This window comes from Streptomyces hawaiiensis, assembly GCF_004803895.1.
Classification (GTDB): Bacteria; Actinomycetota; Actinomycetes; order Streptomycetales; family Streptomycetaceae; genus Streptomyces; species Streptomyces hawaiiensis.
Genome location: NZ_CP021978.1, coordinates 4,084,215 through 4,096,171, shown reverse-complemented (window position 1 = coordinate 4,096,171; position 11,957 = coordinate 4,084,215). Strand labels below are relative to the sequence as shown.

The 11,957-nt window shown below is 72.3% G+C and carries 11 protein-coding genes; 9 read left to right on the top strand and 2 right to left on the bottom strand.

The window, feature by feature from the left end; translation table 11 throughout:
• Positions 1-3: 3 nt before the first annotated feature.
• The gene (ygfZ, locus tag CEB94_RS18780; RefSeq protein ID WP_175433343.1) at positions 4-969 is read left to right on the top strand and encodes a CAF17-like 4Fe-4S cluster assembly/insertion protein YgfZ; all 966 of its coding nucleotides are present in this window, start codon (positions 4-6) and stop codon (positions 967-969) included.
• Between the two features lie 46 nt (positions 970-1,015).
• Here ygfZ and dtd read toward each other — a convergent pair whose 3' ends face one another.
• The gene (dtd, locus tag CEB94_RS18775; RefSeq protein ID WP_030242984.1) at positions 1,016-1,441 is read right to left on the bottom strand and encodes a D-aminoacyl-tRNA deacylase; all 426 of its coding nucleotides are present in this window, start codon (positions 1,439-1,441) and stop codon (positions 1,016-1,018) included.
• A gap of 212 nt (positions 1,442-1,653) precedes the next feature.
• Here dtd and CEB94_RS18770 point away from each other — a divergent pair, with 212 nt between their 5' ends.
• The 3 genes from CEB94_RS18770 (at position 1,654) to CEB94_RS18760 (ending at position 4,796) form a co-directional block, all read left to right on the top strand.
• Positions 1,654-2,286: an RsiG family protein gene (locus CEB94_RS18770; protein WP_175433342.1), complete on the top strand. Its 633-nt coding sequence runs from the start codon at positions 1,654-1,656 to the stop codon at positions 2,284-2,286.
• 77 nt (positions 2,287-2,363) lie between these two features.
• Positions 2,364-3,626 (top strand): GNAT family N-acetyltransferase, encoded by a 1,263-nt coding sequence (locus CEB94_RS18765; protein ID WP_175433341.1) that lies wholly within the window; start codon positions 2,364-2,366, stop codon positions 3,624-3,626.
• A 252-nt stretch (positions 3,627-3,878) separates the two neighbouring features.
• On the top strand, positions 3,879-4,796 hold the full coding sequence (locus tag CEB94_RS18760) for a FadR/GntR family transcriptional regulator (RefSeq protein WP_175433340.1): 918 nt from the start codon (positions 3,879-3,881) through the stop codon (positions 4,794-4,796).
• Between the two features lie 36 nt (positions 4,797-4,832).
• On the opposite strand, the gene CEB94_RS18755 is transcribed toward CEB94_RS18760, so the two are convergent.
• A complete protein-coding gene (locus tag CEB94_RS18755) occupies positions 4,833-5,021 on the bottom strand; it encodes a hypothetical protein (protein ID WP_175433339.1) in 189 nt (62 codons plus the stop codon).
• Positions 5,022-5,207: 186 nt separating this feature from the next.
• Between CEB94_RS18755 and CEB94_RS18750 the strand changes: the two genes are divergently transcribed.
• From CEB94_RS18750 to CEB94_RS18730, 5 genes are all read left to right on the top strand, one after another.
• A complete protein-coding gene (locus CEB94_RS18750; protein ID WP_175437059.1) occupies positions 5,208-6,059 on the top strand; it encodes a winged helix-turn-helix domain-containing protein in 852 nt (283 codons plus the stop codon).
• Positions 6,059-6,802, top strand: a complete 744-nt coding sequence (locus CEB94_RS18745; protein WP_246111841.1) for an HAD family hydrolase — start codon at positions 6,059-6,061, stop codon at positions 6,800-6,802. Before CEB94_RS18750 ends, CEB94_RS18745 begins: the two co-directional genes overlap by 1 nt.
• A 249-nt stretch (positions 6,803-7,051) precedes the next feature.
• Positions 7,052-9,241: a phosphotransferase family protein gene (locus CEB94_RS18740; protein WP_246111840.1), complete on the top strand. Its 2,190-nt coding sequence runs from the start codon at positions 7,052-7,054 to the stop codon at positions 9,239-9,241.
• Between the two features lie 25 nt (positions 9,242-9,266).
• The gene (locus CEB94_RS18735) at positions 9,267-9,890 is read left to right on the top strand and encodes a TetR family transcriptional regulator (RefSeq protein ID WP_175433336.1); all 624 of its coding nucleotides are present in this window, start codon (positions 9,267-9,269) and stop codon (positions 9,888-9,890) included.
• A gap of 40 nt (positions 9,891-9,930) precedes the next feature.
• Positions 9,931-11,946, top strand: coding sequence for a HelD family protein (locus CEB94_RS18730; RefSeq protein WP_175433335.1), 2,016 nt, complete (start codon positions 9,931-9,933; stop codon positions 11,944-11,946).
• Positions 11,947-11,957 lie beyond the last annotated feature (11 nt).

Here is an 11,957-nt window from a genome sequence, read left to right as displayed (position 1 = left end):
GGTATGAAGAGCCCCCTGCTGACCCTGCCCGGCGCCGTTTCCGCCGAGGGCGTGGACGAAGGCGTCGCCGCCCACTACGGCGATCTGTTCCGTGAGCAGCGTGCCCTCGCCGACGGCACCGGATTCGTGGACCTCTCGCACCGGGGCGTCGTCACCGTCACCGGCGAGGACCGCCTCGCCTGGCTGCACCTGCTGCTCACCCAGCACGTCAGCGACCTCCCGGTGGGCCGGGCGACCGAAGCCCTGATCCTCTCCGCGAACGGCCACATCGAGCACGCGCTCTACCTCGTCGACGACGGCGAGATGGTCTGGGTCCATGTGGAGCCGGGCACCCAGGAGGCGCTGATCGCTTACCTGGAGTCGATGAAGTTCTTCTACCGGGTCGAGGTCGCCGACCGGACGGCCGACATCGCGGTCGTGTACCTCCCGGCCGGCTCCATCGCCGAGGTCCCCGAGGGCGTCGTCGTACGGGAGACGCCGCACGGGCGGGACCTGTTCCTGCCGCGCGCCGGCCTGGAGGACTACGCGGCGCAGGCCGGGCCGCCCGCCGGGATCCTCGCCCACGAGGCGCTGCGCGTGGAGCAGCACCGGCCCCGGCTCGGTTTCGAGACCGACCACCGCACCATCCCGCACGAGCTGGGCTGGATCGGCTCGGCGGTGCACCTGCAGAAGGGCTGCTACCGGGGGCAGGAGACGGTCGCCCGGGTGCAGAACCTGGGCAAGCCGCCGCGCCGGCTGGTCTTCCTGCACCTCGACGGCAGCGAGGTCCATCTGCCCGTGGCCGGGACGGAGCTCCGGCTCGCGGACGACGGCCCCGACGGCCGCAAGGTCGGCTTCCTCACGACGTCCGCCCGCCACCACGAGCTCGGCCCGGTCGCTCTCGCCCTGGTGAAGCGGAACGTGGCGGTGGACGCCCCGCTGATGGCCGGGGACACGGCCGCGGCCCAGGAAGTCGTCGTCGAGCCGTAGACCCTCCTGGTGGATCTTCGGCCGTGAGGCTTGTAGACCTTTCGGGTCAGATTTCGATCTGCACGGTGAACGGGCCGTCGTTCGTAAGCGATACCCTCATCGCCGCACCGAAACGGCCCGTGGCCACCGTCGCGCCCAGGGAGCGCAGCTGGGCGACGACCTCGTCGACGAGGGGTTCGGCCACGTCGCCGGGGGCGGCGGCGTTCCAGGTGGGGCGGCGGCCCTTGCGGGCGTCGCCGTAGAGGGTGAACTGGCTGATCACCAGGAGCGGGGCGTCGATGTCGCTGCACGACTTCTCGTCGTGCAGCATGCGGATCGACCAGAGCTTGCGGGCCAGCTGGGCCGCCTTCTCCTTGGTGTCCTCGTGGGTGACGCCGACCAGGACGCACAGCCCCTCGCCCTCGATCGCGCCCACGGTCTCGCCGTCCACGACGACGCTCGCGCCGTCCACCCTCTGCACCACTGCTCGCATACGTCCATCATGCAGGGCGGTGACATCGGCGCCCCGGCCGGTCGGCGGTTGGCACGAACGGGTGGTTTGCGCGGGGCGCCAACAGCCCCTGCACGGCCGTATTTTGCTGCTTAACCGCCCATCTGGGGTCTATCGGGGGCACTCGTTCCCATAGCGGCCACTTGGGGTGGCACGATGCATGCACACACCGGTCGAGGGGACGGTTGAGGCACATGAGCACATCAAGCACCGGACGGCAGCAGGCGGCTGTCTGGTCGACATACACGGGGATCGGCGCGTCGGAGTACCACCGGCCGCCCACACAGCGCACGGACAGCCCGCGGCTGCCCTCGGACGCTTCCGAGCCCGAACTGCCCGCGCTGAGCCTGCCGGAGCTGCGGGCACTGCGCCGCGAGGCCCAGCGCGACGAGACCGACCTCAGCTATGTGCGGCGGCTGCTCCAGGGGCGGATCGACATCCTGCGCGCGGAGGTGGCCCGGCGGGCCCCGGCGGGCGTGGCCTCCGCCGCCGCATCCGAGGAGACGTCGGTGGTGGAGCGGCTGGCGGAGATCCTGCGGGACGCCCCGGCCCGGCACCGCTCCTCGGCCCGCCATCTGACCCTGGGCGTCCCGCAGGGCGAGGAGTTCCGGCGGCTGGCCGCGGAGATGCTCGCCGAGGTCGAGCTGTCCGACCTGGACGCGCGCACGGACCTGGAGCTGAGCACGGCGATGGGGCGGCTCGAGCGCTACGAGCAGCAGATCTCCCGGCGCCGTCAGCGGCTCCAGCGCACGGCCGACGAGTGCAGCGCGGAGATGGCGCGCCGGTACCGCGACGGGGAGGCGCAGGTCGACGACCTGCTGGTGTGAGCCGTCCCGGGGCCCGGGGAGGGCCGGTCGTCGGATATTTACGCGACACCGACCGGCCCTCCGCCTAGCGTGACGTCATGCCCCCCGTGTCCCGTGCCGACGACATCGACATACGCCCGATCGCCGAAGCCGAGTTCGCCGACTGGCTGCGTGCCGTCAACACCGGCTTTCTGCGGGTGCCCGCTCTCACCGAGGAGGAGATCGAGGGCCGGCGCGGGAAGTTCGTTCCGGGCCGCTACCTGGGTGCCTTCGACGGCGGCCGGTGTGTGGCGACTTTCAAGTCCTTCGACCAGGAGCTCACGGCCGTGGGCGGGGCGAGTGTCCCGGCCGACGCGATCTCGGGCGTCACCGTCACCGCCACGCACCGCCGCCGCGGACTGCTCAGCCGCCTGATGGCGCGGGACCTGGCGGCCGCGAAGGAGCGCGGGGACGTCGTCGCGACGCTGATCGCCGCCGAGTACCCGATCTACGGCCGCTACGGCTTCGGGCCGGCGACCAGGATGTCGGAGTGGACGATCGATGTGCCGCGCGCCGGCCTCGACGCCCGCTGGGCGGGCCCGGCGGACGGCGGGCGGATCGACCTGGTGGAGGGCGAGGACATCCGCAAGCTCGGTCCCGAGCTGCACGAGCGGGTGCGCCGTGGCCTGCCCGGCGCCATCGACCGCGACGAGACCTGGTGGAAGGTGAACACCGGCGCCCTGCGGTTCGACCCGTCGTGGAAGCCGCCGTTCTTCGCCGTGTACCGCTCGGCGTCCGGCGAGGTCGACGGGCTGGCCGCGTACGAGGTGGACGACGACTGGGGTGACGCCAAGCAGCCGTTGAACACGGCGACCGTGCGGTGGCTGCTGGGCGCGACGCCGGCCGCGGAACGCGCGCTGTGGGAGTACGTCTGCTCCATCGACTGGGTCGTGAAGGTGAAGAGCGGCTGGCGGGCGCCCGACGACCTGCTCCCGCACCTCCTGCCCGACCCGCGGGCCGCCGCGATCACCTCGTTGGCGGACTGGCTGTGGGTGCGGATCCTGGACGTCGTACGGGCGCTGGAGGCGCGGACGTACGAGGCGTCGGGGGCGCTGGTGCTGGAGGTCGCCGGCGTGGACGGGCTGACCGGCGGGCGCTACCGGCTGGAGGCCTCGCCCGAGGGGGCGTCCTGCACACCGACCACCGAGAGCGCGGAACTGGAACTGGGGCTGGGCGAGTTGGCGGCGCTGTGGCTCGGGGACGAGTCGGCGGTGCGGCTGGCGGCGCTGGGGCGGGTGCGCGAGGAACGAGCGGGCGCCGCCCGGAAGGCCGACGCCCTGCTGCGTACGTCCAGGCGGCCGTGGTGCCCGGACATGTTCTGAGCCGCTCCCTTCTGCCGACGGGCGTGCTGGGACCCGCATCCGTAGCGAGCTGTTCGGTTGTGGTTGTCGTGCGGCCGTGCCGGCCGGGCGGGACTCCCGGCTCCCCTCCGGAGGGGAGTCCCTGAGCGGGTGGCCAACCCCCTGAAGGTCTGACCATGTTTCCCAAGTTGGTGACCAACTTCACTGTACTTATCTCCGCTTGGAAGCGGCTCATAACCACCTTTCCCTGAACTGCCGGAAGATGGCGGGAAGTTGTACTGTTCAGGTGTGGACCCGGAACACGACTCCGTCACTGGACGGAAGAGGTCGCAACGGCCACAGAGGACACATCACGAGGTGGCCGACGAGCTGCGCGCCCGGATCAGGTCAGGGGCGCTGCGGCCGGGTGAGCGCATGCCCACCCAGGCTCAGCTGGCCCACGAGTTCGGTGTCGAGCGCGGGGCGGTGCGGCAGGCGCTGCGCGTCCTGCAGTCCGAGCGGTTGCTCACCAACGTGTCCAAGGGCAGTCCGGCGACCGTCGCCCCCGACCCCGTCGGCGCGCTGACCGGCCCGGAGGCCCCGCCGCTGCCCACGACGGTGGCCCTCGCGCCCCGGATCGCGACGGCGTTCGCGGCGGAGCACGTCGAGATCGACGCCGTGTGCCTGACGTCCATCTCCCTCACGCTCGCCATCGGTGAGCCGCTGCGGCAGATCCACGCCGGACGGCTGAAACCGGCCAAGGTCGACGTCCGGGTGCTGTTGCCGAGCCGGGACATCGACCTGGCCTTCCCGGTGCCGGTCGAGGGGGGCGGCGACGACCGGGTGCACGAGCGGTGGCTGGCGATGCGCAACGCCCAGGGGCAGGTCCTCCAGCACAATCTGCTGGCCCTGCGCGCCACGCACGGCATCGACGTCCGTGTCACGTTCCGGGCGCTGCCCTTCACCCCGCCGGTGAAGCTGTACCTGCTCAACGGCACGGAGGCGCTGTTCGCGTACTACACGCTGACGCGCCGGGAGGCCGAGATCGATCACGAGCGGCCGGCGATGTACGACGCCCAGGGCACCCGGTCCATGCTGTTCGCCTTCCGGCAGGGCGCAGGGCTGCGCGACACGACGTTCGTGGAGCAGTCGCACCTGTGGTTCAACGCACTGTGGGAGACGATCAGTTCGGAGCTGGTGCTCACGAGCTGACGTCTCCCACGGGGCGTTCCGGGGTGGCGCGGTGACTCATCGGGCGGGCCCCGTCATCAGCAGCGCGAGCACGACGGCTCCCACGGAGCTGACGGCCGGGCTCTTGGCCTTGACGCCGACGGTGAGAAGGATCAGACCGACGATGCCGGCCGGACCGTACTTCCACTGGACGAGCTGTTCGAAGGCGACGACGAAGGCGGCGGAGAGGAGAGCGAGGGCGGGCATCGGTGTTCCCCCTTCGGAAGTCCGGAAGCAAAACTTCCGCCAACTCCGAGAAGTTGGCAACCAACTCTGCTTAAGTTGTCCCCACTTGGCCCCTAGTTATAAACAACTTTCAAACAACTCCCGCCAGATGGATCAGAGTTGTAGCGTTTGGTTGTGGCCCAGGAGAGCGTGGCGGAGAACGTGGCAGTGAACGGCAGCAGAAGGTCCTCGCCCCAGGAGATCGCCGACGTCCTGCGGGAGCGCATCCGTGCCGGCGAGCTCAAGCCGGGGGACCGCCTGCCCACCCAGGCCGAACTCGCCGAGGAATTCGGCGTGGAGCGCGGCGCCGTCCGCCAGGCCCTGCGTGTTCTCCAGGAGGGCGGCCTCCTCACCAACGTCAGCAAGGGCAGCCCGCCGCGGATCGCCGCCCCGGCCCCTGCCCGCGGCGAACCCCAGCCGACCATGGTGGGCCTGGCCCCGCGCCTGACGGAGGCGTTCTCGGCGCCACACGTCCACGTCGACGTGGTCTGCCACACCGCGGAGACACTGATGGTCGCCATCGGCGAGCCGCTGCGCCTGATCCACGAGGGCCGCATCCAGCCCGAGTCGATCGACGTCCGCATCCTGGTCCCCTCCCGGGACATCGAACTGGCCTTCCCGGTCCCGGTCGAGGCCCACAGCGGCGACAACCCCGTCCACGAGCGCTGGCTGGCCATGCGCAACGCCCAGGGGCAGGTCCTCCAGCACAACCTGCGGGCGCTGCGTTCGACGCACGGCATCGACGTGCGCGTCACGTTCCGCGCGCTGCCCTTCACCCCGCCGGTGAAGCTGTACCTCCTCAACGAGGAGGAAGCCCTGATCGGCTACTACATGCTGACCAGGCGCGCGGAGGAGTGGGGCAGCCAGACCCTGGACATGTACGACGTCCTCGGCTCCCGGTCCCTGCTCTTCTCCTTCGTGAAACAGGTGGGCCGGCGGGACGCGGCGTTCGTCGACGAATCCCAGAAGTGGTTCAACGCCCTCTGGGAAACCATCACGACGGACCTGACACTCTCCTAGTGACTCCTGATACGACGCAGACCGGTGCGGTGCACTTCGAGACCGAGAACGATCCGAATCGACTCCGCAATCTGATCAGACATGCCCGTGTCGTGCTGTGGGACTTCGACGGGCCCATCTGCCGCCTGTTCGCCGGGCACTCCGCGGAGCGGGTGGCGAGCGACCTGGTGGCCTGGCTGGAGAGCCGCGGCCTGCACGGCCTGCTCACGGACACCGAGCGCGAGTCCCTCGACCCCCAGGTGGTCCTGCGGGCCGTGGACCGCCGGCACCCCGGCAGCGACCTCGTCGCCGAGCTGGAGGAACGTCTCACCCAGGACGAGCTCCGGGCCGCGTCGTCGGCGTGGCCGACCGCGTACGCGGACCCGCTGATCCGCACCTGGACGGCGGTGGGCTCCCGCCTGGCGATCACGACGAACAACTCCCCGCGCGTGGCCCGCAAGTACCTCGAGAGCCGCGGCCTCGTCGCCTGCTTCGCGCCCCACGTCTACGGCCGGACCCAGGAACTGCGCCACCTGAAGCCGGATCCGCACTGTCTGAACCGGGCGCTGAGCGCGATGGGGGCGGCGCCGGGGGACGCGCTGATGATCGGCGACACGCCCTCCGACCTCGAGGCGGCGGAGCGGGCCGGAGTGCCGTTCCTGGGCTATGCCCGTAACGAACGCAAGGCCAAGGTCCTGCGGGACGCGGGGGCCGGCACGGTCCTCGTGTCGCTGGCGCCGCTCCTGGAGCTGCTGCGCACGTAGGCGGGCCGGCGTGCGCATCTGGATCATCAGGGCGGGTGTAGCATTCCCGCACCGCGCGCACCGATTGAGTCAAACGCTCGTCCTCGTTCGTAAGGGAAGGGGCCGACCGGCCACCACCGAGCGGGTTCGCGCCGTCTCATGCAGAGGGGTGGCAGACCACCCTCAACGGCTCACTCCGCATGCGCGACGCCGGCCGTGTATCTACCGTTTGCATACCGTTCTCCCCTTCTCGCACCTCCGGAGCGGCCAGTGGGCGCATCCCCTCGTCCCCGTCCTCTTCTCGGGGAGCGCGCCGCACACGACGCCACCTACCGGGCCTTCGTGAAACTCGCCGCCGAGCTGGGGACGGAGACCGGCGGCCACCACCACCGGAACTACGTCCTCGCGCTGACCGAGGGCATGGCCCGGATGGCCGGCGGTGAGGCGGGCACCTGCGTGACCGTCCGGATCCGGCGCCCGGACGCGCTGCCCGTGGTCATCCGGACCTGGCAGAACGAGGCGGACATCCTCGCCGCCGTCCGGGGGGTCCTGCCGCACGTCCCGCGATGCCTGGTCAAGCGGGACGATTTCGCCGTCCACAGCTTCGTGGACGGCGTGCCGCTCGCCGCCGTCTGCGACTACGGCAAGCCCGTCGACACCCTGCACGTCAAGGCACTGGCCGGGCTGCTCGCCCGGACGGCCCAGGTGCGCCGGGGCGCGCTGCCCGCCCTGCCGGCCCTCTGGCCCCGCAACGACACGGACAGCCAGGGCTTCCTGCGGACCATGGTCCACCTGGCCGACCAGCAGATCAGGCGGCCCAACCGCGACGGGTTCGGCGGGCTGTTCGCGGCGCTGGGCATCCCCGAGGACGCGCTCACCGGGCTGGCCGGGCGGGTGCCCGCCATGGCCCGGCGGCCGTACAGCCTGCTCCACGCCGACCTGCACCGCGACAACGTGATCGTGCCGTACACGGGCGACCCGCCCCTCGTCTGCGTCGACTGGGAGCTGGCGACCTACGGCGACCCGCTGCACGACCTCGCGACCCACCTCGTCCGCATGCGGTATCCGGCGCACCAGTGGGCGGAAGTGGTCGACGCCTGGGCCGAGGCCATGCAGGAGGTCCGACCGGCCGCCGTCAACGGCCTGGCCAAGGATCTGCGGCACTACCTGGCGTTCGAGCGGGCCCAGTCCGTTTTCCCGGACGTGATGCGGGCCGCCCGGTCCCTCGAGGAATCGTTCACGCAGACGAGCCTGGACAACGCGACGGCCGAGGTGCGGAGGGCCCTCGATGCGGCGGCGGAACCACTGCGGCTCGTCGGCGTGCCGAAGGAGGGCGAGATCCGGCGGGCCCTGTTCCGGTGGCTGGTGTCGCGGATGAACGGGGACATCGGCGGCCGGGCGTGGATCGCGGAGGCGTTCGAGTGGCGGCCCGACCGGCGGATGCCGGAGCGCCCCGGCTTCCCGCCCGCCGCGGTCCGGCAGGCCCTGCTGGCGGAGGGGGCCGCGCCCGCGGGCAGGGTGTTCAAGGGCACCGCGCACCTGAACACCGTGGTGTCGGTGCCGGGCTTCGGTTCTCCCGTGGTCGTGCGGCGGAAGCTGCCCGAGGTGTGCCGGCGGGAGCGCGGCTTCCTCAGCGAGCACGCCGTGCTGCGCGCCATCGAGGAGTCGTCCGTCGGGGTGGCGGCGCCGCAGGTGCTCGCCCTGGGCGAGACCTACCAGGGCGACACCATCGCGCTGCACACGTACGTCGGGCCCGGGGACGTCGACCGGCCGCCCAACCACCCCGTCCACGGCCTGCTGCCGCACGAGGCGGACGGCCTGGTGGACCAGCTGTGCGCCCTGACGCACGTCCGGTACAAGCAGGTCGACCCGACCGCCGGCGAGGGCGCCTTCCACCACTGGCTGCGGGACCAGCTGATCTCCCTGGTACGGGACCTGCCGAAGGAGTCCCAGCAGCTGGCCCGGCACCTCGGGCTGCCCGACGCGGACCGGTTGCGGCTGATCCTCTCCCGGCACGAGGTGAGCCACCGCGAGCCCGCGCTGCTGCACGGTGACCTGAACCCCTGGAACCTCGTACGCCGTGACGACCGTCTGGCGCTGACCATCATCGACTGGGAGATGGCCGTCGTCGGCGACCCCCTCTACGACCTCGTCCGGCACATGCACCTCACTCCGACCCGGCCGGAGATCAGGGACCGGATGTTCCGCCGCTGGGAGCGCCTGCTGCCCTCCGAGTACACCCGTGACTGGCGCGTGGACTGGCGGGTGTACCGCGGGCTGGAGATCGTGCGGTCCGCCTACGTCGACCTGGACCGCATCGTGACGGGCGCGAGCCTGGACGCCCCGAACGTCCGGCGGGCGGTGGGCTCCTATGCGGTGACGCTGGCCGTCGCCACGGGCTCGCTCGGCCTCCCGGTGCCCTCCACGGCGAACCCGTATCTCGCCCGCGCCCTGGCCTGACCCCGCCCGTGCGTAGGCTCCCCCCATGAGTGAGCCCGGCCTGCGTGAGCGCAAGAAGCAGCGGATGTACGAGACCGTGTCGGACATCGCCGTGCGCCTCTTCATGGAGAAGGGGTTCGACGCGGTGTCCGTCGCCGAGGTCGCGGCAGCGGCCGAGATCTCGAAGCCGACGCTGTTCCGGTACTTCCCCGCCAAGGAGGATCTGGTGCTGTACCGGATCGCCGACCACGAGGGCGAGGCCGCCCGGGTGGTGGCGGGGGCGCAGGAGCCGCCCGTGGAGGCGTTGCGGCGGCATTTCCTGGAGGGGCTGGAGCGGGGGGACCCCGTGACCGGGCTCAACGACCATCCCGGCGTGCTCGCCTTTCACGCACTGCTCTACGGGACGCCCTCCCTGGTCGCCCGGGCGCACACGCACCAGGAGCGGTCGGAGGCCGCGCTGGCCGAGGTGCTCGGGGGTGATCTGGACGCGCGGCTGGCGGCCGGGCAGATCATGGCCGTGCTGCGGGTGCTCGCGCTGGAGAACTGGCGGCGGATCGCGGCGGGGGAGCGGGTGGCGGACGTGCGGCCGGACGCGGTCGCGGCGGCGGAGCGGGCGTTCGGCCGGCTCGCGGCCGGACTGCCGCCGCACCTCCAGGGCGAGGCTCGGTAATTTATTTAACTCGGTTACGTTTTCGCGTACGCTCGGTGGAATGACCTCGACCGAGCCTGCCCTTCACCACGTCCTCGACAAGGAACGCGTCCACCACGAGCGCTGCCGGACCGCCCTCGCCGCGATGGTCGAGGGCGCCGGTGAACAGGTCGTCACCGGGGAGGACGTGTCCGCGTCCGGGGCCGATGCCGAGGTCCTCGGGTACCGGCTGCGCAGCCGGGCGAAGGCGCTGCGGGAACTGCCCGAGGGGCCGTTGTTCTTCGGAGCCCTTCAGGGCGCGGAGGGGCAGTTGCACATCGGGCGGCTGCGGGTCTCCGAGCACCCGGCCGAACCGCCCCTCGTCGTCGACTGGCGCGCACCCGTCTCGCGCGCCTTCTACCAGGCCTCGGCCCGGGGCCCGCAGGGCGTCGCCGTACGACGCCGGTTCGGATGGGCGCCGGGGAGCCGGGGCGACTCCCGGGACCTCACCGGCCTGGAGGACGAGCACCTGGAGCAGGGGGAGACGCGCGACAGCGAGATCGTCGCCCGGGAGATCGAGCGGCCCCGGGTCGGGCCCATGCGGGACATCGCCGCGACGATCCAGCCCGAGCAGGACGACCTCGTACGGGGGGATCTGGCGGTCTCGGTGTGCGTGCAGGGCGCGCCGGGCACCGGCAAGACCGCCGTCGGGCTGCACCGGGCCGCATACCTGCTCTACACGTACCCGCAGCGCATCCGGCGCGGCGGTCTGCTGATCCTCGGGCCCAACCGCACGTTCCTGTCGTACATCTCCGAGGTGCTGCCGGCCCTCGGCGAGACCGGGGTGCGGCAGTCGACCCTGGGGGAGGAGATCGCGCGTTGGCCGGTCCGGGGTGTGGACGACGAGCCGGCGGCCGTCGTGAAGCACGACGCCCGGATGGCCGAGGTGCTGCGGCGGGCGCTGTACGCGAGGGTGCGCGCCGAGGGGGCGGGCGCGCTCGCCGTGCCGGACGGCTCGTACCGGTGGCGGGTGCCGGAGGGGGTACTGGCGCGGATCGTGGCCCGGGTACGGCAGGAGGAACCGCCGTACGGGGTCGGGCGGGAGCGGGTGCGGGCGCGGATCGTCGGGTGCCTGCGCGAACAGGTCGAGCGGCGGGCGGGGCCGCCCCCCAACGCCTGGGTGCGGCGGGTCGAGCGGTCGCGGCCGGTGTCGGCGTACGTCGACGCCGTGTGGCCGCGGGTGCGGCCCGAGGAGGTGGTGGCCGAACTGCTCACCGGCGAGGGGGCGCTGGCGGCTGCCGCGGACGGGCTGCTCGATGCCGGTGAGCAGCGGGCGCTGCGGTGGGAGCGGCCGCCCCGGTCGTGGAAGTCGGCGCGCTGGTCGGCCGCCGATCTGGTGCTGCTCGACGAGGTGGCCGGGCTGATCGGGCACCCGGAGGGGTACGGGCATGTCGTCGTCGACGAGGCGCAGGATCTGTCCCCGATGGAGTGCCGGGCCGTCGCCCGCCGGGCCCGCTTCGGTTCGCTGACGGTGCTGGGCGATCTGGCGCAGGGGACGACGCCGTGGGCGGCGCGGGCATGGCCCGCGGTCCTCGCGCACCTGGGGAAACCGGACGCGGCCGTGGTCGCCCTGACCACCGGGTTCCGGGTGCCGCAGGCTGTCGTCGGCCTCGCCAACCGGCTGCTGGAACGGCTGGACGTGGACGTGCCGGCGGCCCGTTCGCTGCGCGGGGACGGGGAGTTGCGGATGCGGGAGACGACCGAGGACGGCGTACCCGGGGCGGTCGTGGCGGCCGTACGGGACGCGCTGGGGCGGGAAGGCTCGGTCGGGGTCGTCGCGGCGGACGCGGACGTCTCCCGGGTGCGGGCGGCGCTGGACGCGGCCGGCATCGAGGCGGCGGGCCCGGACGAACTCGGCGCGCGGGTCGCCCTGGTGCCGGCGAGCGTGGTCAAGGGCCTCGAGTACGACCATGTCGTGGCCGTCGAGCCGGCGGCGATCGCCGAGGCGGAGGAACGGGGGCTGCACCGGCTGTACGTGGTACTGACGCGGGCGGTGTCCCGGCTGGAGGTGGTGCGCGGGAGGCCGCTGCCCTTCTAGTGAGCGGTGGT

Bases quoted from the DNA above. Each gene is read 5' to 3' on its own strand.
- ygfZ (WP_175433343.1), top strand. From the start codon at position 4: ATGAAGAGCCCCCTGCTGACCCTGCCCGGCGCCGTTTCCGCCGAGGGC.
- dtd (WP_030242984.1), bottom strand. From the start codon at position 1,441: ATGCGAGCAGTGGTGCAGAGGGTGGACGGCGCGAGCGTCGTCGTGGAC.
- CEB94_RS18770 (WP_175433342.1), top strand. From the start codon at position 1,654: ATGAGCACATCAAGCACCGGACGGCAGCAGGCGGCTGTCTGGTCGACA.
- CEB94_RS18765 (WP_175433341.1), top strand. From the start codon at position 2,364: ATGCCCCCCGTGTCCCGTGCCGACGACATCGACATACGCCCGATCGCC.
- CEB94_RS18755 (WP_175433339.1), bottom strand. From the start codon at position 5,021: ATGCCCGCCCTCGCTCTCCTCTCCGCCGCCTTCGTCGTCGCCTTCGAA.
- CEB94_RS18735 (WP_175433336.1), top strand. From the start codon at position 9,267: ATGAGTGAGCCCGGCCTGCGTGAGCGCAAGAAGCAGCGGATGTACGAG.
- CEB94_RS18730 (WP_175433335.1), top strand. From the start codon at position 9,931: ATGACCTCGACCGAGCCTGCCCTTCACCACGTCCTCGACAAGGAACGC.